Origin of the sequence: Marivita lacus (assembly GCF_014637725.1) — a bacterium.
GTDB lineage: Bacteria > Pseudomonadota > Alphaproteobacteria > Rhodobacterales > Rhodobacteraceae > Marivita > Marivita lacus.
Map to the genome: position 1 here is coordinate 66,301 of NZ_BMFC01000014.1, position 19,415 is coordinate 85,715.

At 59.8% G+C, this 19,415-nt stretch carries 32 protein-coding genes; 3 read left to right on the forward strand and 29 right to left on the reverse strand.

Annotated elements, in window-relative coordinates:
• Positions 1-30: 30 nt before the first annotated feature.
• Positions 31-1,989, forward strand: a complete 1,959-nt coding sequence (gene parE, locus IEV82_RS19525; RefSeq protein WP_188483760.1) for a DNA topoisomerase IV subunit B — start codon at positions 31-33, stop codon at positions 1,987-1,989.
• Positions 1,990-2,207: 218 nt separating this feature from the next.
• On the opposite strand, the gene rplQ is transcribed toward parE, so the two are convergent.
• The 19 genes from rplQ to rpmC all read right to left on the reverse strand — a co-directional run bounded on the left by rplQ (position 2,208) and on the right by rpmC (position 12,143).
• Entirely contained in the window at positions 2,208-2,630 is a 423-nt protein-coding gene (gene rplQ, locus IEV82_RS19530; RefSeq protein ID WP_188483761.1) for a 50S ribosomal protein L17, read from the reverse strand.
• A gap of 121 nt (positions 2,631-2,751) precedes the next feature.
• Positions 2,752-3,768 carry a DNA-directed RNA polymerase subunit alpha gene (locus tag IEV82_RS19535; RefSeq protein ID WP_188483762.1) on the reverse strand — a complete coding sequence of 339 codons (1,017 nt, stop codon included), beginning with the start codon at positions 3,766-3,768 and terminating at the stop codon, positions 2,752-2,754.
• 115 nt (positions 3,769-3,883) lie between these two features.
• The gene (gene rpsK / locus IEV82_RS19540) at positions 3,884-4,276 is read right to left on the reverse strand and encodes a 30S ribosomal protein S11 (protein ID WP_146591777.1); all 393 of its coding nucleotides are present in this window, start codon (positions 4,274-4,276) and stop codon (positions 3,884-3,886) included.
• A 15-nt stretch (positions 4,277-4,291) separates the two neighbouring features.
• Entirely contained in the window at positions 4,292-4,660 is a 369-nt protein-coding gene (gene rpsM, locus IEV82_RS19545; RefSeq protein WP_188483763.1) for a 30S ribosomal protein S13, read from the reverse strand.
• A 247-nt stretch (positions 4,661-4,907) separates the two neighbouring features.
• Positions 4,908-5,030, reverse strand: coding sequence for a hypothetical protein (locus tag IEV82_RS23940; RefSeq protein ID WP_268236138.1), 123 nt, complete (start codon positions 5,028-5,030; stop codon positions 4,908-4,910).
• Positions 5,031-5,057: 27 nt separating this feature from the next.
• Positions 5,058-5,636 (reverse strand): adenylate kinase, encoded by a 579-nt coding sequence (locus IEV82_RS19550; RefSeq protein WP_188483764.1) that lies wholly within the window; start codon positions 5,634-5,636, stop codon positions 5,058-5,060.
• Positions 5,633-6,997 (reverse strand): preprotein translocase subunit SecY, encoded by a 1,365-nt coding sequence (gene secY, locus IEV82_RS19555; protein WP_188483765.1) that lies wholly within the window; start codon positions 6,995-6,997, stop codon positions 5,633-5,635. Before secY ends, IEV82_RS19550 begins: the two co-directional genes overlap by 4 nt.
• A 104-nt stretch (positions 6,998-7,101) precedes the next feature.
• Positions 7,102-7,575: a 50S ribosomal protein L15 gene (rplO, locus tag IEV82_RS19560; RefSeq protein ID WP_188483766.1), complete on the reverse strand. Its 474-nt coding sequence runs from the start codon at positions 7,573-7,575 to the stop codon at positions 7,102-7,104.
• 222 nt (positions 7,576-7,797) lie between these two features.
• Complete coding sequence (gene rpmD, locus IEV82_RS19565) at positions 7,798-7,986, reverse strand: 50S ribosomal protein L30 (RefSeq protein WP_188483767.1); 189 nt, start codon at positions 7,984-7,986, stop codon at positions 7,798-7,800.
• A gap of 5 nt (positions 7,987-7,991) precedes the next feature.
• On the reverse strand, positions 7,992-8,576 hold the full coding sequence (gene rpsE, locus IEV82_RS19570; RefSeq protein ID WP_188483768.1) for a 30S ribosomal protein S5: 585 nt from the start codon (positions 8,574-8,576) through the stop codon (positions 7,992-7,994).
• 168 nt (positions 8,577-8,744) lie between these two features.
• Positions 8,745-9,098 carry a 50S ribosomal protein L18 gene (gene rplR, locus IEV82_RS19575; protein ID WP_188483769.1) on the reverse strand — a complete coding sequence of 118 codons (354 nt, stop codon included), beginning with the start codon at positions 9,096-9,098 and terminating at the stop codon, positions 8,745-8,747.
• Between the two features lie 12 nt (positions 9,099-9,110).
• Entirely contained in the window at positions 9,111-9,644 is a 534-nt protein-coding gene (gene rplF / locus IEV82_RS19580) for a 50S ribosomal protein L6 (RefSeq protein ID WP_188483770.1), read from the reverse strand.
• A gap of 12 nt (positions 9,645-9,656) precedes the next feature.
• On the reverse strand, positions 9,657-10,049 hold the full coding sequence (gene rpsH, locus IEV82_RS19585) for a 30S ribosomal protein S8 (RefSeq protein WP_188483771.1): 393 nt from the start codon (positions 10,047-10,049) through the stop codon (positions 9,657-9,659).
• A gap of 12 nt (positions 10,050-10,061) precedes the next feature.
• Complete coding sequence (rpsN, locus tag IEV82_RS19590; protein ID WP_188483772.1) at positions 10,062-10,367, reverse strand: 30S ribosomal protein S14; 306 nt, start codon at positions 10,365-10,367, stop codon at positions 10,062-10,064.
• A gap of 13 nt (positions 10,368-10,380) precedes the next feature.
• Positions 10,381-10,941 (reverse strand): 50S ribosomal protein L5, encoded by a 561-nt coding sequence (gene rplE, locus IEV82_RS19595; RefSeq protein WP_188483773.1) that lies wholly within the window; start codon positions 10,939-10,941, stop codon positions 10,381-10,383.
• Entirely contained in the window at positions 10,934-11,245 is a 312-nt protein-coding gene (rplX, locus tag IEV82_RS19600) for a 50S ribosomal protein L24 (protein WP_188483774.1), read from the reverse strand. The genes rplE and rplX overlap by 8 nt, the downstream gene beginning before the upstream one ends.
• Positions 11,245-11,613 (reverse strand): 50S ribosomal protein L14, encoded by a 369-nt coding sequence (rplN, locus tag IEV82_RS19605; protein ID WP_007427594.1) that lies wholly within the window; start codon positions 11,611-11,613, stop codon positions 11,245-11,247. The genes rplX and rplN overlap by 1 nt, the downstream gene beginning before the upstream one ends.
• 77 nt (positions 11,614-11,690) lie before the next feature.
• A complete protein-coding gene (gene rpsQ / locus IEV82_RS19610) occupies positions 11,691-11,921 on the reverse strand; it encodes a 30S ribosomal protein S17 (RefSeq protein ID WP_188483775.1) in 231 nt (76 codons plus the stop codon).
• Between the two features lie 15 nt (positions 11,922-11,936).
• On the reverse strand, positions 11,937-12,143 hold the full coding sequence (gene rpmC, locus IEV82_RS19615; protein ID WP_188483776.1) for a 50S ribosomal protein L29: 207 nt from the start codon (positions 12,141-12,143) through the stop codon (positions 11,937-11,939).
• A gap of 349 nt (positions 12,144-12,492) precedes the next feature.
• Between rpmC and IEV82_RS19620 the strand changes: the two genes are divergently transcribed.
• The gene (locus IEV82_RS19620; RefSeq protein ID WP_188483777.1) at positions 12,493-12,897 is read left to right on the forward strand and encodes a DUF4168 domain-containing protein; all 405 of its coding nucleotides are present in this window, start codon (positions 12,493-12,495) and stop codon (positions 12,895-12,897) included.
• A gap of 167 nt (positions 12,898-13,064) precedes the next feature.
• A complete protein-coding gene (locus IEV82_RS19625) occupies positions 13,065-13,685 on the forward strand; it encodes a 2OG-Fe(II) oxygenase family protein (RefSeq protein ID WP_188483778.1) in 621 nt (206 codons plus the stop codon).
• Between the two features lie 134 nt (positions 13,686-13,819).
• Here the strand turns inward: IEV82_RS19625 and rplP are convergent, their stop codons facing one another.
• From rplP to IEV82_RS19675, 10 genes are all read right to left on the reverse strand, one after another.
• The gene (gene rplP, locus IEV82_RS19630) at positions 13,820-14,233 is read right to left on the reverse strand and encodes a 50S ribosomal protein L16 (protein ID WP_188483779.1); all 414 of its coding nucleotides are present in this window, start codon (positions 14,231-14,233) and stop codon (positions 13,820-13,822) included.
• A gap of 2 nt (positions 14,234-14,235) precedes the next feature.
• Positions 14,236-14,949 (reverse strand): 30S ribosomal protein S3, encoded by a 714-nt coding sequence (rpsC, locus tag IEV82_RS19635; RefSeq protein ID WP_188483780.1) that lies wholly within the window; start codon positions 14,947-14,949, stop codon positions 14,236-14,238.
• Complete coding sequence (gene rplV, locus IEV82_RS19640; protein ID WP_085628851.1) at positions 14,949-15,329, reverse strand: 50S ribosomal protein L22; 381 nt, start codon at positions 15,327-15,329, stop codon at positions 14,949-14,951. Before rplV ends, rpsC begins: the two co-directional genes overlap by 1 nt.
• Before the next feature lie 3 nt (positions 15,330-15,332).
• Positions 15,333-15,611 (reverse strand): 30S ribosomal protein S19, encoded by a 279-nt coding sequence (gene rpsS, locus IEV82_RS19645; RefSeq protein WP_188483781.1) that lies wholly within the window; start codon positions 15,609-15,611, stop codon positions 15,333-15,335.
• A 3-nt stretch (positions 15,612-15,614) separates the two neighbouring features.
• A complete protein-coding gene (gene rplB, locus IEV82_RS19650) occupies positions 15,615-16,457 on the reverse strand; it encodes a 50S ribosomal protein L2 (RefSeq protein WP_188483782.1) in 843 nt (280 codons plus the stop codon).
• 480 nt (positions 16,458-16,937) lie between these two features.
• Positions 16,938-17,234 (reverse strand): 50S ribosomal protein L23, encoded by a 297-nt coding sequence (locus IEV82_RS19655; protein ID WP_188483783.1) that lies wholly within the window; start codon positions 17,232-17,234, stop codon positions 16,938-16,940.
• The gene (gene rplD, locus IEV82_RS19660; protein WP_188483784.1) at positions 17,231-17,848 is read right to left on the reverse strand and encodes a 50S ribosomal protein L4; all 618 of its coding nucleotides are present in this window, start codon (positions 17,846-17,848) and stop codon (positions 17,231-17,233) included. Before rplD ends, IEV82_RS19655 begins: the two co-directional genes overlap by 4 nt.
• Positions 17,845-18,687, reverse strand: coding sequence for a 50S ribosomal protein L3 (rplC, locus tag IEV82_RS19665; protein WP_188483785.1), 843 nt, complete (start codon positions 18,685-18,687; stop codon positions 17,845-17,847). Before rplC ends, rplD begins: the two co-directional genes overlap by 4 nt.
• A 12-nt stretch (positions 18,688-18,699) precedes the next feature.
• Entirely contained in the window at positions 18,700-19,008 is a 309-nt protein-coding gene (gene rpsJ, locus IEV82_RS19670) for a 30S ribosomal protein S10 (RefSeq protein WP_188483786.1), read from the reverse strand.
• A gap of 117 nt (positions 19,009-19,125) precedes the next feature.
• A partial coding sequence (locus tag IEV82_RS19675) for an EF-Tu C-terminal domain-related protein (protein WP_505716661.1) occupies positions 19,126-19,415 on the reverse strand: 290 nt, incomplete at its 5' end.

Here is a 19,415-nt window from a genome sequence, read left to right on the forward strand (position 1 = left end):
GCGCAAAGCAACAAACACAGAGCAGCAACCATGGCCGAAGACCTCCTCTCCGGACACGAACCCACCGACTATGACGCCTCCTCGATCGAGGTGCTCGAGGGGCTTGAGCCCGTCCGTAAACGCCCCGGCATGTATATCGGCGGCACGGACGAGCGCGCGCTGCATCACCTCGTGGCCGAAGTCCTCGACAACTCGATGGACGAGGCGGTTGCGGGCCATGCCAACCGGATCGAGGTGGAGCTGCACGCGGATTACGCCGTCACCATCCGGGACAACGGGCGTGGCATCCCGATTGATCCGCACCCCAAGTTTCCGGGCAAATCCGCGCTCGAAGTGATCCTGTGTACGCTGCACGCGGGCGGGAAATTTTCCGGTGATGCCTACGAGACCTCGGGTGGTCTGCATGGCGTGGGGGCATCGGTCGTGAACGCGCTGTCAGATTCGATGGTGGTGCAGGTGGCGCGCAACAAGGAAGTCTACGAACAGCGCTTCTCGCGCGGCGTGCCCCTGGGTCCAGTGGCCAAGGTCGGACAGGCCCCGAACCGGCGCGGCACCACGGTGACCTTCCACGCCGATGAACAGATCTTCGGCTCGCACCGGTTCAAACCCGACCGCATGCTCAAGATGGTGCGCTCCAAGGCATACTTGTTTTCGGGCGTCGAGATTCGCTGGAAATCCGCGATCAGTGACGGTGTAACGCCTACCGAGGCGACGTTCCACTTTCCCGGCGGTCTGAGCGATTACCTGACGGAAACGCTGGGCGGGGCATCGACATATGCCGACAAGCCGTTTTCCGGCACGGTTGCATTCCGCGAAAAGTTCAACGCGGCGGGCAAGGTGGAATGGGCGATCAACTGGACGCCGTCGCGCGACGGGTTCATACAGTCCTACTGCAACACCGTCCCTACCCCCGAAGGCGGGACACACGAGGCCGGGTTCTGGGCTGCGATTCTCAAGGGCATCCGCGCCTACGGCGAGCTGATCAACAACAAGAAAGCCGCGCAGATCACCCGTGACGATCTGATCACCGGCGGCTGTGCGCTGGTGTCCTGTTTCATCCGCGAGCCCGAATTTGTAGGCCAGACCAAGGACCGTCTTGCCACGACCGAGGCGCAGCGTCTGGTCGAGGGCGCTGTGCGCGACCATTTCGACAACTGGCTGGCGGCGGATACCAAATCCGCGGGCGCGATCCTTGATTTTCTCGTTCTGCGCGCCGAAGAACGATTGCGGCGGCGGCAGGAGAAAGAGACTCAGCGGAAGACGGCAACCAAAAAGCTGCGCCTGCCCGGCAAGCTGGTGGATTGCTCGTCCTCTGTGCGCGACGGAACCGAATTGTTCATCGTCGAGGGCGATTCGGCAGGCGGATCAGCCAAGATGGCACGGGACCGCAAGACACAGGCGCTGTTGCCCTTGCGGGGGAAAATTTTGAACGTTCTGGGTGCTGCCTCCTCTAAACTGGGGACCAATGCCGAGATCAGCGATCTGACACAGGCCTTGGGTGTGGGCCTCGGGACAAAGTTCAATGTAGACGATCTTCGTTACGACAAGATCATCATCATGACGGATGCGGACGTGGACGGGGCCCATATTGCCGCGCTTTTGATGACATTTTTCTTCACCCAGATGCGCCCGATGATCGACACCGGGCATCTCTACCTGGCCTGCCCGCCCCTGTACCGCCTGACCCAAGGGGCCAAGCGGCTTTACGTGGCGGATGATGCCGAGAAAGAGAAGATGATGGAGAAAGGTCTGGGCGGCAAAGGCAAGATCGACGTCCAGCGCTTCAAGGGTCTGGGCGAGATGGACGCGAAGGATTTGAAGGAAACCACGATGGATCCGGCGTCACGGAAATTGATCCGTGTGACGATTGACGAGGACGAACCAGGCGAGACCAGTGACCTGGTGGAACGTCTGATGGGGAAAAAGCCGGAGCTTCGGTTTCAGTATATCCAGGAAAACGCGCGGTTTGTTGAGGAGTTGGATGTTTAGCAGGGTGCGCACTCGCACACCTTGCTCACGTCAGCACCATATGGTGCGTTTAATCACGCAGTCTAAAGCAGACCATTCCCAGTTCGCAGGACAACGCCGTCGGCAAGAACGGCGTATTTTCTGCGTACCGTGTCCAGCTTATCTATAGGCGCCATCCCAAAATGAAAAAGCCCCGCTGAAACCAGCGGGGCTTTCACCTTCCCTTAAAGGGTCAGGTCTTAGTCTTCGTCAGCGCCTTCGAACTCGACGATGCGCGCCTTGTCGGCCGCGCCCTTGGCGTCGACGTCACGCTCGACGAATTCGATGATCGCCATCGGCGCCATGTCACCATAGCGGAAACCGGCTTTCAGGATGCGGATATAACCGCCCTGACGCTCGGCGTAACGCGGGCCAAGAATGTCGAACAGTTTGGCGACGTGGATGTCCTGCTTGAGCGATGCGCGCGCCTGACGGCGGGCGTGCAGATCGCCGCGCTTGGCCAGCGTGACCAGCTTTTCTACGATCGGACGCAGTTCTTTTGCCTTGGGCAGGGTTGTCTTGATCTGCTCATGTTCGATGAGCGAGCCGGCCATGTTCGCGAAGAGCGCCTTGCGGTGCTCATGGGTGCGGTTCAGGCGGCGGTAGCCTCGTGCGTGACGCATGTGTCTTCTCCTAATGTGCCCTCTACGGGCGTTTTTGCTTTGTCCGGCCCCCGATGCGTGTCAGGGACTCTCCTTGGGGCGGGTGCCCGATTGGGTGAGAGTTGCCCCTCACCCGAATTTCTTAAAAGTTGTCTTCCATCTTCTTCGCCAGATCTTCGATGTTGTCTGGCGGCCAATCCTCGACATCCATGCCAAGGTGCAGGCCCATACCGGACAGCACTTCCTTGATCTCGTTCAGCGACTTGCGACCGAAGTTCGGAGTGCGGAGCATCTCGGCTTCGGTTTTCTGGATCAGGTCGCCGATATAGACGATGTTGTCGTTCTTCAGGCAGTTCGCCGAACGGACCGACAGTTCCAGTTCGTCCACCTTCTTGAGCAGAAGCGGGTTGAACTCGAGACCATCGTCGTCATCCTGCGGGCGGGCCGATTCCGGCTCGTCGAAGTTGACGAAGATCGACAGCTGGTCCTGCACGATCCGCGCGGCATAGGCCACGGCGTCTTCGGGCGTAAGCGAGCCATCGGTTTCGATCTTCATGGTCAGCTTGTCATAGTCCAGCACCTGGCCCTCGCGGGTGGGCTGCACGTCATAGGCGACCTTCTTGACCGGCGAGAAGATCGCGTCGATCGGCATGAGACCGATGGGCGCGTCTTCGGGGCGGTTCTTGTCTGCGGACACGTAGCCCTTGCCGGTGTTGACCGTCAGCTCCATGTAAAGGTCAGCACCCTCGTCGAGGTGGCAGATCACATGGTCGCGGTTCAGCACTTCGATGCCGTTGGTTTCCGAGATGTCACCGGCGGTGACGACGCCCGGACCCTTGGCGTTGATCGACACGCGCTTGGGGCCTTCGACTTCCATGCGGATCGAAACGCCCTTGAGGTTCAGAACGATGTCGGTCACGTCTTCACGCACACCAGCAACGCTTGAGAACTCGTGCAGCACGTTGTCGATCTGAACGCTGGTGATGGCCGCGCCCTGAAGCGACGACAGCAGAACGCGACGCAGCGCGTTGCCAAGCGTCAGGCCAAAGCCCCGCTCCAGCGGTTCGGCGATAACGGTCGCCACGCGCGACGGATCGGCGCCCGGCTTGACCTCAAGCTGCGTCGGCTTGATCAGTTCTGCCCAGTTCTTGTGGATCATGCGTCCCTCCATTCTTGTTTCTGCCCCATGTCCGAAAGGCAAAAACGCCCGAGGTTAAAATGACGAAAGCACGACCCCACCACACGGTGGGGCCATGCCTTTGGTGTGTTCTCTTTTAGACGCGGCGGCGCTTCGGCGGACGGCAGCCGTTGTGCGCCATCGGGGTCACATCACGGATCGAGGTGATGTTGAAACCGACAGCAGCCAGAGCGCGCAGAGCCGATTCACGACCCGAACCGGGACCCTGAACTTCGACTTCGATCGTCTTGACGCCATGTTCCTGCGCTTTGCGACCCGCATCCTCGGCAGCCAACTGAGCCGCGTAGGGTGTGGATTTCCGCGAGCCCTTGAAGCCCATGGTGCCGGCGGACGACCACGCAATGGCGTTGCCCTGCACGTCGGAGATCAGGATCTTGGTGTTGTTGAATGAAGAATTTACATGCGCAACGCCTGCTGCGATGTTCTTGGAGACCTTCTTCTTGCCTGCGCGTCTTGTATCGCGTGCCATGATATCAGCCCTCCCTTATTTCTTCTTGCCGGCAATGGCCTTTGCGGGGCCTTTGCGGGTGCGAGCGTTGGTGTGGGTCCGCTGACCGCGAACGGGCAGATTGCGGCGATGACGCAGGCCACGGTAGCAGCCGAGGTCCATCAGGCGCTTGATGTTCATCTGGGTCTCGCGACGCAGGTCGCCTTCGACGGTGTAATTGGCGTCGATATGTTCCCGAACCGCGAGCACTTCGGCATCGCTCAGTTCGTTGACCCGGCGGGTGGGATCGATGTTGACCGCTTCGCAAATGGCTTTTGCGGAGGTATGGCCAATACCTGTGATGTAGGTGAGGGCGATTGGAACACGCTTCCCAGTGGGAATGTTCACGCCAGCAATACGTGCCACGTATGACGTCCTTTTCGTTGCGGGTCCGTAACTCCAGACCCTTTTTTCACAACACAAGGCCCGTCGGTTTTACCCTTGGAGCCTTTGGCTGATCAGGTGATCCACAAAGGGGTGCGACCCGCTTCGTGACGGTGATTCTCATATAGAGATGGCGATAGATAGGAGCGTTTGACTGTCGCGTCAACCCTCAGTCGAACCAGCCTTGGCAGACCTGGTATTCTTCACTTTCAGCGCAAATAAAACGACCTCATGTCACTTCCATGTCTGAGCTGATGTCGTCATCCGCATGTAGCAGGTCGCGCACGATCCAGAACACGTCCGCGACGATCGTCCCACCGCTGCCAAGACCAATCACAACGGCTTTCGACAACGAGGTTACCCGCAAAGCTTCCGCGGTTCAGGCATCCACAATCTTCGCAATCGCCGCTTTGACGCTGGCCATCTCGCCCAGCCCGTCAATCGAGGACAGTTGCCCCTTGGCGTAGTAATAGCCAATCAGGGGTGACGTCTGCTTGTAGTAGGCCATCAAACGCACCTTGAGGCTTTCCTCATTGTCGTCTGCCCGTACAGTCTGACCCGCGGCGCGGGCGTCCTGTGCGCGACCGACGATGCGTTGAACCAGAACCTCGTCATTCACCTGCAACTCGATGACGTAATCCAGGGTTTCGCCCTCTTCGGCAAGAAGATCGGCCAGCGCGTCGGCCTGCGCCAGCGTGCGGGGGAAGCCGTCAAAGATGAAGCCCCCCTTCTTGTCGCCTTTCAGCTTTTCGCGGATCAGGCCGATGACGATCTCGTCCGTCACCAGATCACCGCGGGCCATTACGTCAGCGACGATCTTGCCCATCTCCGTGCCGCTGTCCTTGGCTTCGCGCAGCATGTCGCCGGTCGAAAGCTGGATCATCCCACGCTCTTCACACAGGAACTTGGCCTGTGTGCCTTTGCCCGCACCCGGCGGGCCCAATAGTATGATGTTCATCGACGCGCCGGACTCCGTCTCTTGCCTTTGGATTTACCCTTGCCGCGCAGCTGCGACTTTTGAATAAGACCTTCGTATTGATGCGCCAGAAGATGGCTTTGCACCTGCTGGATCGTGTCCATGGTCACCGACACCACGATGAGCACCGAAGTGCCGCCGAAGTAGAACGGAATGGCGAACTGGCCGCGCAGGATTTCGGGAAGCAGACAGACCGCCGTCAGATAGGCAGAGCCCAGAACCAGCACGCGGTTGACCACGTATTCGAGATACTCGGCAGTTTTCTTGCCCGGACGGATACCCGGCACAAAGCCGTTCTGGTTCTTGAGGTTGTCGGCCACGTCATCGACCTTGAACGACACGTTGAAGGTGTAGAAGTAGGCGAAGAAGACGATCATCGCGCCGAAGAACAGCAGGTAAAGCGGCTGACCCGGCCCGAAATAGGCGAGGATCGTCGACATCACAGGACCCGAATTCTGGCCGCTGAAGGTGCTGACCGTCGTCGGCAGCAGAAGAAGAGAGCTGGCAAAGATCGCCGGGATCACGCCCGCTGGGTTGACCTTGACGGGCAAGTGGCTGTTCTGCGCTTCTGCGATCTTCATGCCCATCTGGCGACGGGGATACTGAATGGTGATCTTCCGGAGCGCGCGCTCCATGAAGACCACGAACATGATCACCAGAATCACCATGAGGATCACCCCCACGATCACCGCAGGGCTGATGGCGCCCGACCGGCCCGACGCAAAGAACTGCGCAAGGGCGGCAGGCACTTCGGCGATGATGCCGACAAAGATGATGAGCGAGATGCCGTTGCCGACGCCGCGTGCTGTGATCTGTTCACCCAGCCACATCAGGAACATCGTGCCACCCACAAGAGTGATCACGCAGGACGCACGGAAGAACCAGCCGGGATCGGTCACCAGATCGCCCGCTTCGAGGCTGACAGCGAGGCCATAGGCCTGGACCGTGGCAAGGAACACCGTGCCGTAACGCGTGTATTGCGCGATCTTCTTGCGCCCCGCCTCGCCCTCTTTCTTGAGCTGTTCGAGCGACGGCACCATGGAGGCCAGAAGCTGAACGATGATCGAGGCCGAGATATAGGGCATGATGCCAAGGGCAAAGATCCCCATGCGACCCAGGGCACCGCCGGTGAACATCGTGAGGATGCCCCCGATGCCCTGCTGGGCCTGCTCCATGAAGTCGCGCAGGGCAATGCCGTCGATCCCGGGAACCGGGATGAACGTGCCGATGCGGTAGACGATCAGAAGGCCGAGCGTAAACAAAATGCGGTTGCGCAAATCGGTCGCCTTGCCGAGCGCAGCCCAGCTTGTATTCGCGGCCATTTGTTCTGCAGCTGATACCATGCGGGTCTCTTTTATGATGAACGCCGCCATGAGCGGTCCGGCTCAGGCGGCGTTTGGAAAGCTCTGGAGGACATGTAAGCGGCGCGAGGGCCGCTCACAACCTCTTATTCGGCAGCGTGTGCGGTTGTGACCGTCAGCGACCCACCAGCCTTCTCCACCGCGTCGATCGCAGATTTCGAAGCACCCGTGACGGCCAGCGTCACTTTGGAGGTGATTTCGCCCTTGGACAGAACGCGGATGCCGTCAAGCTTGCGGCGCACCAGACCGGATGCGATCAGCGCGTCCTCGTCGATGGTACCTGCCGCATCAAGCTTGCCAGCGTCGACGAATTTCTGGATCAGGCCAAGGTTGACCACGGCAAACGCCTTGCGGTTGGGCTTGTTGAAGCCACGCTTGGGAAGGCGCTGGTAGAGCGGCATCTGGCCACCCTCGTAGCCCTTGATGGCCACACCCGAACGAGATTTCTGACCTTTGATACCCCGGCCACCCATCTTGCCAAGACCCGAACCGGGACCACGGCCAACGCGCTTTCTGCGTTTGGTTGCGCCAGGATTGTCGCTGAGTTCATGCAGTTTCATATCGCTTCTCCTTTGCCGGAAACGCCCCCGAAGCGATGTGGGACGAACGCGGCTTTTCTTGATTGTGACTCGCGGACCACTCGGTCCACCGGGGGGCGTATAGATCGTTGCTGGCAACGGTTCAAGAGGGCAGTTCGGTCGTTTCGGGGCCGACGCCGCTCTCCAATGGAAAAGCCCGCCGGATGTCTCGGGCGGGCTTTCCTGTGTCAGAGCGGAATGGCCTCAGCCGCGCTCTTCGATGATCTCGACCATGTGCGACACCTTGCGGACCATGCCACGGATGGCGGGTGTGTCCTCGAGTTCACGGGTCTTGTGCATCTTGTTCAGGCCCAGGCCGATCAGCGTCTGACGCTGCACACCGGGGCGACGGATCGGAGAACCGATCTGCTTGACTACGATTGTCTTTGCCATCTGGATCAGGCCTCCTCAGCAACCTGGGCGCTTTCCTGCGGCGCGTCTTCACGCTTGGGCAGGATATCGGCCACTTTCTTGCCACGACGCTGCGCGACGGACCTCGGGCTGGACTCCTTGGAGAGACCATCCAGCGTGGCGCGGATCATGTTGTACGGGTTCTGCGAGCCGATCGACTTGGCGACGACGTCCTGCACACCCAGCATTTCGAACACGGCACGCATCGGACCACCGGCGATGATACCGGTACCAGTCGGCGCTGTTCGCATCACGACCTTGCCGGCACCATGACGGCCTTCGATGTCGTGGTGCAGCGTGCGACCTTCGCGCAGCGGCACGCGGATCATCTTGCGCTTGGCTTGCTCGGTCGCCTTGCGGATGGCCTCGGGGACCTCCTTGGCTTTACCCTTGCCAAAGCCGACGCGGCCTTTCTGGTCGCCCACAACGACAAGCGCGGCGAAGCCGAAACGCTTACCACCCTTGACGGTCTTGGACACCCGGTTGATTGCGACAAGGCGATCCGCGAATTCCGGCGCCTGCTCTTCACGTTCGCGGCGATTGCCACGACGATTGTTTTCACGTTCTGCCATCTAGGCATCCTTTGAGTTGTGGGCCCTAGGCCCGTTGTCCAATCCAGGTGAGCTTTTTGGCGCTCCCGGATCATCGGGAAGGGTTGACCCCTCCGCAAAACGTATGCCGGGCAGAAGCCCGGCCTACGGTGTGTGTCGGGTGCGTGCTTGCGTGCACGCACCAATCGCTTAAATCTTCAGACCACCTTCGCGGGCTGCGTCGGCCAGAGCCTTGACGCGGCCGTGAAAGAGGAAACCGCCACGATCGAAATATGCTTCTTCGATCCCGGCTTTCTTGGCGCGCTCGGCAATCGCCGCACCGACCTTTTGGGCCGATTCAACGTTGTTCTTGCCACCAAGCTCTTTTTCCATCGTGGAAGCCGCTGCCAGCGTCACGCCGTTCACATCGTCGATCAGCTGAACGCTGATGTTCTTGTTCGAACGGTGAACGCTCAGGCGCACGCGCCCTGCATTGACCTTGCGAAGTTTGTTCCGAACGCGCAGACGGCGCTTCTGGAACAGATCACGTTTACTGTTTGCCATGTCCTTGCGTCCTTACTTCTTCTTGCCTTCCTTCTGGAAGATGTATTCGCCCTTATAGCGGATGCCCTTGCCCTTGTAGGGCTCTGGGCGACGCCAGTCGCGAATGTTGGCGGCAACCTGGCCAACCAGCTGAGCGTCATGGCCTTCGACCACGATCTCTGTCTGCTTGGGCACGGTCAAAACCACACCTTCCGGAATTTGGAAATCAACGTCATGCGACAGCCCGAGGTTCAGTTTCAGGACATTGCCCTGAAGCGTCGCACGGTAACCAACACCCCGGATTTCAAGCTCTTTCTTGAAGGTGTTGGACACGCCGTGCACCAGGTTCGCCACCATCGTGCGGGACATGCCCCACTGCTGGCGAGCGCGCTTGGACTTACCACGCGGCGTGACTGTGATCACGTTATCTTCAACCGTGATGGTGATATCATCGGTCGCGGTGAAGCTGCGGGCGCCTTTCGGGCCCTTCACTTCGACGGTCTGGCCAGACACGGATGCAGAGACACCCGAGGGCAGCTCGACCGGCTGTTTACCAATACGAGACATTACCAGACCTCCTTAGAAGACAGTGCAAAGTACTTCGCCGCCAACATTGTGGCTGCGGGCACTTGCATCGGTCATGACGCCTTTGGATGTGGACACGATCGACACACCCAGACCCTGACGGACCTGCGGGATGTCATCCACGCCCAGATACACACGACGGCCCGGCTTGGACACGCGCTTGAGTTCGCGGATCACGGGGGTGCCATCGTAGTACTTCAGGCTGATTTCATATGCGGGGTGGCCATTCACGTCCTTGGTTTCTTCGAAACCACGGATGTAGCCCTCATCGAGCATCACCGCGAGAACACGACCGCGCAGCTTGGAGGCCGGGGTCATGGTCGTGGATTTGCCGCGCATCTGTGCGTTGCGGATACGGGTGAGCATATCGCCGATAGGATCGTTCATACTATGCCCTCCTTACCAGCTCGACTTGACCATGCCGGGGGCTTGTCCATTGCTGGCAAGTTCACGAAGCATGATCCGGCTGACCTTGAGTTTACGGTAATAGGCGTGCGGACGCCCGGTGAGTTGGCAGCGGTTGTGCAGGCGCGAGGGCGCGCTGTTCCGCGGCAGTTTTGCAAGCTTGAGGCGCGCCTTGAAGCGCTCTTCCATCGGCTTGCTTTCATCGTTCGCGATTGCTTTCAGCTCAGCCCGCTTGGCGGCGTATTTTTCCACCAGCGCCTGACGCTTCTTCTCGCGTTCAATCATTGCTTTCTTCGCCATGGTATCAGTCCCCTCAGGCGTTGAACGGCATGTTGAAATGCTTCAACAGCGCCTTGGCTTCCGCGTCGGTCTTTGCGGTCGTCGTGATGATGATATCCATGCCCCAGACCTCATCGACCTTGTCGAAGTCGATTTCGGGGAACACGATGTGCTCTTTCATGCCCATGGCAAAGTTGCCACGACCATCAAAGGACGGCTTTACGCCGCGGAAGTCCCGGATACGGGGCATCGCGATGGTGATCAGGCGGTCGAGGAAATCGTACATCCGATCGCCACGCAGGGTCACCTTGGCACCAAGCGGCATTTCTTCGCGAACGCGGAAGCCCGCGATGGATTTCTTTGCCTTGGTGGTGACGGCCTGCTGACCAGCGATCTTTGTGAGATCCTCGACAGCAGATTTTGCCTTCTTGCTGTCACGGACAGCTTCGGCACCGCAGCCGATGTTCAGCACGATCTTGTCGAGGCGCGGAATCATCATGTCGTTCGAATAACCGAACTCTTCCTTCATCGCGGCCTTGATCTGGTCGCGGAAGATGGACTTGAGGCGCGGGGTGTAGGTTGCGGTATCAAGCATCGATCACATCCCCTGTTGTCTTTGCGAAACGGACCTTCTTGTCGCCTTCGATCTTGAAGCCAACGCGGGTCGGTTTGCCGTTTGCATCGACGATCGCCAGGTTCGACAGGTCGATCGGCATCGCCTTGGGTGTGCGGCCGCCCTGTGTGGTCTGGGACTGGCGCACGTGACGGATCGCCATGTTCACACCATCTACCACGGCCTTGCCGGCCTTGGGATCGACGGATGCGATGGTGCCTGACATGCCTTTGTCTTTACCGGCAAGCACAACCACCTTGTCACCTTTGCGGAGTTTAGCAGCCATTACAGCACCTCCGGAGCAAGCGAGATGATTTTCATGAAGTTCTTGGCACGCAGCTCACGCACAACCGGGCCGAAGATACGCGTACCGACGGGCTCACCTGCGTTGTTCAGGATCACTGCGGCGTTGCGGTCAAAACGGATGGCTGTGCCGTCTTCGCGACGGACTTCTTTGGCGGTGCGTACGACGACGGCCTTGCGGACGTCCCCTTTTTTCACGCGACCGCGCGGGATGGCTTCCTTCACGGATACAACGATGATGTCACCCACCGACGCGTATTTCCGCTTGGACCCACCCAGAACCTTGATGCACTGAACACGGCGTGCGCCGCTGTTGTCAGCAACATCCAGATTGGTCTGCATCTGGATCATAATCTGTCTCCCGACGTCCCGGACCGCTCAATCGAGGCATTGGCCCGGGGGTTTCGTAAATGCCGAAAGGCTATCGCTTACTCAGCGATAACCTCCCAACGTTTGGTCTTCGACTTGGGGGCGCATTCCTGAATGCGGACAACGTCCCCAACTGCGAATTTCTCGGCCTCATCATGGGCGCGATATTTCTTGGACTTCCGGATCGTCTTCTGAAGAACCGGGTGCTTGAAGCGGCGCTCGACGGAAACGGTCACGGTCTGCGTGTTCGCTGTCGATGTAACGGTGCCGGAAAGGATACGTTTGGGCATCTGTCTGGCTCCCTCTTACGCGTCGCTGGCAGCCGAGGCCGCCTTTTGGTTCAGCACGGTGTTGATTCGTGCCACGTTGCGACGCACCTGGCGGATGCGTGCAGTGTTCTCAAGTTGGCTTGTGGCCTGCTGAAAGCGGAGGTTGAAGGCCTCTTTCTTCAGCGAAACAAGCTCGTCCCGGAGTTGATCCGGTGTCTTGTCATTCAGTTCCTTGGCGTTCATGCGCCGTTCCTTTCTATCAACATCACCGGAGAGCCCCATCGTTGATGTGGGTCACCCTGATTCCCGGTGGAGGTGGATGAAGTGCCGCGTATAGGCCGCATGGCGTGATCGCGCAACCCCTAACTGGGCAGGGCATATCCGCATCCTGTCACGCCGCTTTCGGACGTGTCGGGACCTGTCGGCACCCCCGCGGAACCGCAGGCTTTGGCGCGCGGATTTCAGGGGCCGCCGAACCGGTGAGAAGCATGTTTTCGCCGATGCGTTTGCGAAACCGGGTCGAGGATCGCATGTTTTGGGGCATGGGACCGCACCGGTCCTTGATGAAACGAATGACTTACGGAGACTGACCATGACCCTGACGATCTCGAACGCCCTGCGACAGACACCCCGCGCGCTTGCCCTTGCAGCTGCGACGGCCGCCTTCGGCCTTGGCGCGACGGCACCTGCCTTTGCCCAGACAGCAGCGCCCGAGGCTGTTCAAACCGAATTCAGCGACGCCAAGCTGGATGCCTTCGTCACCGCCCTGCAGGACGTCGACGCCGTGCGCGAAACGTTCATCCCGCAGATCCAGGCCGCCGAAGACGAGAGCGAACAACAGCAGCTGATCCAGCAAGCCAATGTCGCGATCAGCGACACCATCGACGCCACGCCCGACATCACGGTGGAAGAATACGTCACCATTGCACAACTCGCACAAGAGGATCCGGAACTGAACCAGCGCATTGTCAACCGCGTGGAACCCGCAGCCGACTGACGTGAAAATAGGCTGTTCTGCAGCTTTTGCGCCGATCGGAATGGCACCGCCCCTTTTGATTTTCTCAGCGGGGGCGGTGTCGGGACGTAACCGACCCGCACCACCCAGTACCTGGGCGCCACAATCTCCCTCTCGCCAAGGCGGTCCGACCGGCGTAGAAACCGCCCATGAGCCATATTTCCTCCTTCTTCGTGACCCGCCTCTACCACGCGCCCCTGTCCGAGCACGCACCGGCCATCGACGCCCTTGAAATGGAAAAGTCCTGTTTCGCCATCGCCGAAGATGACGAGGCCGGCCAGAACTGGTGCGAGGAAAACGCCTATCCCGGCTACACCTCCTATGCATCGCTGACCGACCTGCCCTGGCGGTTCCCGATCTTTGCTGACCTCGTGAAGACGCTTGATGCCCATGTCGCGGCCTTTGCCGAGGATCTGCAATTCGATCTCGATGATCGCAAGCTGGTGCTCGAGGATCTCTGGATCAACATCCTGCCCGAGGGCGGGTTTCATTCCGCGCACATCCACCCGCATTCGGTGATTTCCGGCACAACCTACGTGTCCATGCCCGAAGGCGCGTCAGCCCTCAAACTCGAAGACCCGCGCCACGCCATGATGATGTCCGCCCCACCCCGCCGCAAGGACGCGCGCGAAGAGATGCGGAACTTCATCTACGTGAAGCCCGCCGTCGGTGATGTGCTGCTCTGGGAAAGCTGGCTTCGCCACGAGGTGGTGATGAACCAGTCCGAAGACGAGCGCGTCTCGGTAAGTTTCAATTACCGCTGGGAGTGATCCCCGTAGAACCTTGGAAGGTTGAAAACCCACCCTACGGAGATATCAAGCACCCGGAAAGACAAAAACCCCCGGCGCATCCGCACCGGGGGTTTTCGATATCGTAGGGTGCGTGCTTGCACACACCGAACCGCTTACCAGTCCTCGCGAACCACGACGCGGGTCTTGATCGGCAGCTTCATCGCGGCCAGACGCAGTGCCTCACGGGCAACGTCCTCACCGACGCCGTCGATTTCGAACATCACGCGGCCCGGCTTTACCTTGGCTGCCCAGTAATCCACCGAGCCCTTACCTTTACCCATCCGCACTTCGGTCGGCTTGGAGGTGACGGGCGTATCCGGGAAGATACGGATCCAGACACGGCCCTGACGCTTCATGTGACGCGTCATGGCACGACGGGCTGCTTCGATCTGACGTGCGGTCACACGCTCAGGCTGAAGCGCCTTGAGGCCGAAAGTGCCAAAGTTCAGATCGGAGCCGCCCTTGGCTTCGCCCTTGATCCGGCCTTTGAACATCTTGCGGAATTTTGTACGCTTTGGTTGAAGCATGATTAGTTCCTCCGACCGCCGCCAGCACCACGCGGTGCGGGACCGTCTTGCAGTTCCTGTGCCTTGCGATCCCGTGCGGCCGGATCATGTTCCATGATCTCGCCTTTGAAGATCCAGACCTTGATCCCGATGATGCCGTAGGGCGTTTCCGCTTCCACGTTGGCATAATCGATGTCGGCGCGCAGCGTGTGCAGCGGCACCCGGCCTTCGCGGTACCATTCGGTCCGTGCGATTTCCGCGCCACCCAGACGACCGGCAACGTTCACGCGGATGCCGAGGGCACCCATACGCATGGCGTTCTGCACGGCGCGCTTCATGGCACGACGGAAGGACACACGACGCTCGAGCTGCTGCGAGATGCTCTCGCCAACCAGCTGCGCGTCAAGTTCCGGCTTGCGCACTTCAACGATGTTGAGGTGCAGCTCGCTATCCGTCTTCGCGGCAAGCTTCTTGCGCAGGGTTTCGATGTCCGCGCCTTTCTTGCCGATGATGACGCCGGGACGTGCGGTGTGAATGGTCACGCGGCACTTCTTGTGCGGACGTTCGATGATGACACGGGCCACACCAGCCTGCTTGCACTCTTTCGCGATGAATTCACGCATCGCGATGTCTTCGAGCAAGAGGTTGCCGTAGTCCTTGGTGTCAGCGTACCAACGGCTGTCCCAGGTGCGGTTCACCTGAAGACGCATGCCGATCGGATTGGTTTTGTTACCCATTAGGCCTGCTCCTCAACTTGACGCACCTTGATGGTGATCTCCGAAAACGGCTTCATGATCTTGCCGAAACGACCACGCGCCCGAGGGCGGCCACGCTTCATGACAAGGTTCTTGCCGACATAGGCTTCGGCGACGATCAGCTCGTCCACGTCAAGCCCATGGTTGTTTTCGGCGTTTGCAATCGCGGACTGAAGGCATTTCTTCACGTCTGCTGCGATCCGCTTTTTCGAAAAAGTCAGATCAGTCAGCGCGCGATCCACTTTCTTGCCGCGGATCAGACCGGCGACCAGATTGAGTTTCTGCGGGCTGGTGCGCAGCATCCGCAGCTTCGCCATGGCTTCGTTGTCAGCCACGCGGCGGGGGTTCTTTTCCTTGCCCATGACTTACTTCCGCTTCGCTTTTTTGTCAGCCGCGTGACCGTGATAGGTCCGTGTCGGCGAATATTCACCGAACTTCTGACCGATCATGTCTTCGGTGACATTCACAGGAATATGCTTCTGGCCGTTATACACGCCAAACGTCAGGCCCACGAACTGGGGCAGGATCGTCGAGCGGCGCGACCAGATCTTGATGACTTCATTACGACCGGATTCGCGCGACGCTTCTGCCTTTTTCAAGACATAGGCATCGACGAACGGGCCTTTCCATACAGAGCGCGACATGGTTTACCGCCCCTTCTTCTTGGCGTGACGCGAGCGGATGATCAGCTTTTGCGACGCCTTGTTCTTGTTGCGGGTCTTCTTACCCTTCGTTGGCTTACCCCATGGGGTCACCGGGTGACGACCACCAGAGGTCCGGCCTTCACCACCACCGTGCGGATGGTCGATCGGGTTCATCACGACACCACGGACACTCGGGCGGATACCCTTGTGACGCATGCGGCCTGCCTTGCCGAAGTTCTGGTTCGAATTGTCGGGGTTGGACACCGCACCAACGGTGGCCATGCATTCCTGGCGCACCATGCGCAGTTCGCCCGAGCTCAGACGGATCTGCGCGTAGCCACCGTCACGGCCCACGAACTGGGCGTAGGTCCCGGCAGCACGGGCGATCTGACCACCCTTGCCGGGCTTCAGTTCGATGTTGTGAACGATTGTGCCGATGGGCAGGCCCGAGAAGGGCATCGCGTTGCCCGGCTTCACGTCGGCCTTGGCCGATGCGATCACGCGGTCGCCAATGGCGAGACGCTGGGGCGCGAGGATGTAGGCCTGTTCGCCGTCGTCATACTGGACGAGCGCGATGAAGGCGGTACGGTTGGGATCGTATTCGATGCGCGCGACGGTCGCGCCCACGTCATACTTGTTCCGCTTGAAATCAACGATCCGGTAGAGGCGTTTCGCCCCACCACCGCGACGACGGGATGTGATACGTCCGGTGTTGTTCCGGCCACCCGATTTGGTCAAACCCTCAGTGAGGGCTTTGACCGGACGGCCTTTCCACAGTTCCGAACGGTCGATCAGCACCAGCCCGCGCTGGCCCGGCGTCGTCGGCTTATACGACTTGAGTGCCATGCTTTCTGTCTTCCGTTAGCAAGTGCAGGTCTTTGACGACCCGCTATGTTTGGGCGGACGTGTCCGCCATGGTGTAGGCCCCCGTAGGTGCCCGATTAGCGCAACAACGAAGCCCCGGACGAATCCGGGGCTGCGCGGTTGGGGGTTAGTAGGAGGTGTGGCGCGTGGCGTCAAGCGCTGTAAGGTGATTCCCTGCACCGTGTTCGTCGGGTGCATGTTCTCACGCACCAAGTGCAAGACGGGCGATCGCGAGACTGCGGGATGGCGATCCGACAGATCTTCAGCAGCACTTTATTCTTGCCAAATCCGTAAGGTCGCCGAGCGAGGCACTGGCCCCAACAACACGCCTGACCGGGCGGGCGGGCTGGCGATCGCCCGGCGTCTGCGCCGCTATTCGGGCCAGCATCAGAAAAGCCCCCCGCCATCACTGGCGAGGGGCTTTCCTATTCTCGTAGGCCGGGCTTCAGCCCGGCAAACCAATCACAGACCCGTGGTCACGTCGATCGTGTTGCCTTCGGCAAGCGTCACGTAGGCTTTCTTCACGTCCTTCCGGCGACCCAGGGTCCCCCGAAAACGCTTGGTCTTGCCCTTGGTGATCGTCGTGTTCACCGCCTTCACCGACACACCAAACAGAGCCTCGACGGCCTCCTTGATCTGCGGTTTGTTGGCGTCAATCGCCACCTCGAACACAACCGCGCCGTTTTCGGACGCCATCGTGGTTTTCTCGGTGATGATCGGTTTGCGGATCACATCGTAATGTTCAGCTTTCGCGCTCATTTCAGACGAGCCTCCAGTGCTTCGACACCCGCCTTCGTGAGCACAAGAGTGTCACGCTTGAGAATGTCATAGACGTTTGCCCCCATCGACGGCAGAACATCGAGACCGTCGATGTTCGCTGCGGCGCGGATGAAGTTTTCGTTCACCTCTGCCCCGTCGATGATCAGCGCGCGCTTCCAGCCCAGGTTCTTGACCTGCTTGGCCAAGGACGATGTCTTGCCATCGGACTCGATGTTCTCGATGATGACAAGCGAACCGTCCTTCAGCTTGGCGGACAGGGCGTGCATGAGGCCCAGCTTGCGCACCTTCTTGGGAAGGTCATGCGCGTGGCTGCGCGGCGTCGGACCCTTGTAGATACCACCCTTGCGGAAGATCGGTGCCTTGCGGGAGCCGTGGCGTGCGCCGCCGGTGCCCTTCTGGCGGTAGATCTTCTTGGTCGAGTAGCTGACTTCGGACCGTGTTTTCACCTTGTGGGTGCCAGCCTGCGCCTTGTTGCGCTGCCAGCGGACCACACGGTGCAGAATGTCGGCGCGCGGCTCGAGTCCGAAGATCTCGTCGCCCAGCTCGACCGACCCGGCGGTTCCGCCGTCCAGTTTGATCACGTCGAGTTTCATTCCTCGCCTTCCTTCTTCTCAGCCTGAATTTCAGCCTCGGCTTCCTTCAGTGCGGCTTCTTCCGCTGCGGCCTGCTCGGCTGCTGCGGCTTCTGCTGCTGCGGCTTCCTCGGCGGCAGCCTGTGCGGCAGCTTCCTCGGCCAGACGCTTGGCTTCTTCACCAGCCGAACGCAGAGCGGCGGGCAGGATCACGTTTTCCGGGGTCGGCTTCTTCATGGCGTCCTTGACGGTCACCCAACCACCCTTGGAGCCGGGAACGGCGCCCTTGATCATGATGATCCCACGCTCGGCGTCGGTCTTCACAACCTGGAGGTTCTGGGTCGTCACTTTGACGGCACCCATGTGACCGGCCATCTTCTTGCCTTTGAAGACCTTGCCCGGATCCTGACACTGACCGGTGGAACCGTGCGAACGGTGCGAAACCGACACACCGTGCGAGGCACGAAGACCACCGAAGTTGTGACGTTTCATGGCACCGGCAAAACCCTTACCGATCGAGGTGCCCGAGACATCCACAAACTGACCTTCGAAGTAATGGTCAGCGGTGATCTCTTCACCCACGTTGATCAGGTTCTCGGGTGCGACGCGGAATTCCGCGACCTTCCGCTTGGGTTCCACGTTCGCCGCAGCAAAGTGACCGCGCATCGCCTTGGACACGCGCTTTACCTTGATCGAACCGGTGCCCAGCTGGACTGCCGAATAGCCATCTTGCTCGGGCGTGCGCTGAGCGACCACCTGAAGCTTGTCGAGTTGGAGGACGGTCACGGGAATCTGCTTTCCGTCTTCCATGAAAAGTCGAGTCATGCCGACTTTCTTGGCGATGATACCAGAGCGCATCATTGGATACTCTCCTTATACCTTGATCTCGACATCCACGCCGGCGGCGAGGTCGAGCTTCATCAGGGCATCAACGGTTTGCGGGGTCGGATCAACGATGTCGAGCAGACGCTTGTGGGTACGGATTTCCCACTGGTCGCGCGATTTCTTGTTGACGTGCGGGCCACGCAGAACGGTGAATTTCTCAATCTTGTTCGGCAGCGGGATCGGGCCGCGCACTGTGGCGCCCGTCCGCTTGGCGGTGTTCACGATTTCCTGTGTCGACGCGTCGAGCACACGGTAATCAAACGCCTTGAGCCGAATGCGAATGTTTTGGCTTTGCATTGGTCTTAGCCTTTACTGGCGTTGCGGTTGAGAGGATGACGCAGGACCACCCTGCCCCTTCATCGAACCGAATACGGGACGGCTTGACGCCGCCCCGTGCAATGTAATCTCGTCTGCTTACGAGACGATCTTGGACACGACGCCCGAACCGACGGTGCGGCCGCCTTCGCGGATCGCGAAGCGCAGGCCGTCTTCCATGGCGATCGGGGCGATCAGCTCGACCTCGAACTTCAGGTTGTCGCCCGGCATGACCATCTCGGTGCCCTCGGGCAGCGTCACAGTGCCGGTCACGTCCGTCGTCCGGAAGTAGAACTGCGGGCGGTAGTTCGCGAAGAACGGCGTGTGACGGCCGCCCTCTTCCTTGGTCAGGATGTAGACCTCGGCTTCGAACTTGGTGTGCGGGTTCA

Bases quoted from the DNA above. Each gene is read 5' to 3' on its own strand.
- IEV82_RS19550 (WP_188483764.1), bottom strand. From the start codon at position 5,636: ATGAACATCATACTATTGGGCCCGCCGGGTGCGGGCAAAGGCACACAG.
- rpmD (WP_188483767.1), bottom strand. From the start codon at position 7,986: ATGGCAAAGACAATCGTAGTCAAGCAGATCGGTTCTCCGATCCGTCGC.
- rplC (WP_188483785.1), bottom strand. From the start codon at position 18,687: ATGATGCGCTCTGGTATCATCGCCAAGAAAGTCGGCATGACTCGACTT.
- rpsC (WP_188483780.1), bottom strand. From the start codon at position 14,949: ATGGGTAACAAAACCAATCCGATCGGCATGCGTCTTCAGGTGAACCGC.
- IEV82_RS19620 (WP_188483777.1), top strand. From the start codon at position 12,493: ATGACCCTGACGATCTCGAACGCCCTGCGACAGACACCCCGCGCGCTT.
- rplV (WP_085628851.1), bottom strand. From the start codon at position 15,329: ATGGGCAAGGAAAAGAACCCCCGCCGCGTGGCTGACAACGAAGCCATG.
- rplN (WP_007427594.1), bottom strand. From the start codon at position 11,613: ATGATCCAGATGCAGACCAATCTGGATGTTGCTGACAACAGCGGCGCA.
- rplR (WP_188483769.1), bottom strand. From the start codon at position 9,098: ATGGCAAACAGTAAACGTGATCTGTTCCAGAAGCGCCGTCTGCGCGTT.
- rpsS (WP_188483781.1), bottom strand. From the start codon at position 15,611: ATGTCGCGCTCTGTATGGAAAGGCCCGTTCGTCGATGCCTATGTCTTG.
- rpmC (WP_188483776.1), bottom strand. From the start codon at position 12,143: ATGAACGCCAAGGAACTGAATGACAAGACACCGGATCAACTCCGGGAC.
- rplD (WP_188483784.1), bottom strand. From the start codon at position 17,848: ATGAAACTCGACGTGATCAAACTGGACGGCGGAACCGCCGGGTCGGTC.
- IEV82_RS19655 (WP_188483783.1), bottom strand. From the start codon at position 17,234: ATGAGCGCGAAAGCTGAACATTACGATGTGATCCGCAAACCGATCATC.
- rplF (WP_188483770.1), bottom strand. From the start codon at position 9,644: ATGTCTCGTATTGGTAAACAGCCGGTCGAGCTGCCCTCGGGTGTCTCT.
- IEV82_RS19535 (WP_188483762.1), bottom strand. From the start codon at position 3,768: ATGATCCACAAGAACTGGGCAGAACTGATCAAGCCGACGCAGCTTGAG.
- rplQ (WP_188483761.1), bottom strand. From the start codon at position 2,630: ATGCGTCACGCACGAGGCTACCGCCGCCTGAACCGCACCCATGAGCAC.
- rplP (WP_188483779.1), bottom strand. From the start codon at position 14,233: ATGCTTCAACCAAAGCGTACAAAATTCCGCAAGATGTTCAAAGGCCGG.
- rplB (WP_188483782.1), bottom strand. From the start codon at position 16,457: ATGGCACTCAAGTCGTATAAGCCGACGACGCCGGGCCAGCGCGGGCTG.
- parE (WP_188483760.1), top strand. From the start codon at position 31: ATGGCCGAAGACCTCCTCTCCGGACACGAACCCACCGACTATGACGCC.
- rplE (WP_188483773.1), bottom strand. From the start codon at position 10,941: ATGCTTGATACCGCAACCTACACCCCGCGCCTCAAGTCCATCTTCCGC.
- rplO (WP_188483766.1), bottom strand. From the start codon at position 7,575: ATGAAACTGCATGAACTCAGCGACAATCCTGGCGCAACCAAACGCAGA.
- rplX (WP_188483774.1), bottom strand. From the start codon at position 11,245: ATGGCTGCTAAACTCCGCAAAGGTGACAAGGTGGTTGTGCTTGCCGGT.
- rpsK (WP_146591777.1), bottom strand. From the start codon at position 4,276: ATGGCACGCGATACAAGACGCGCAGGCAAGAAGAAGGTCTCCAAGAAC.
- rpsN (WP_188483772.1), bottom strand. From the start codon at position 10,367: ATGGCGAAGAAAGCAATGATTGAACGCGAGAAGAAGCGTCAGGCGCTG.
- rpsE (WP_188483768.1), bottom strand. From the start codon at position 8,576: ATGGCAGAACGTGAAAACAATCGTCGTGGCAATCGCCGCGAACGTGAA.
- secY (WP_188483765.1), bottom strand. From the start codon at position 6,997: ATGGTATCAGCTGCAGAACAAATGGCCGCGAATACAAGCTGGGCTGCG.
- rpsQ (WP_188483775.1), bottom strand. From the start codon at position 11,921: ATGCCCAAACGTATCCTTTCCGGCACCGTTACATCGACAGCGAACACG.
- rpsJ (WP_188483786.1), bottom strand. From the start codon at position 19,008: ATGCAAAGCCAAAACATTCGCATTCGGCTCAAGGCGTTTGATTACCGT.
- IEV82_RS19625 (WP_188483778.1), top strand. From the start codon at position 13,065: ATGAGCCATATTTCCTCCTTCTTCGTGACCCGCCTCTACCACGCGCCC.
- rpsH (WP_188483771.1), bottom strand. From the start codon at position 10,049: ATGAACGATCCTATCGGCGATATGCTCACCCGTATCCGCAACGCACAG.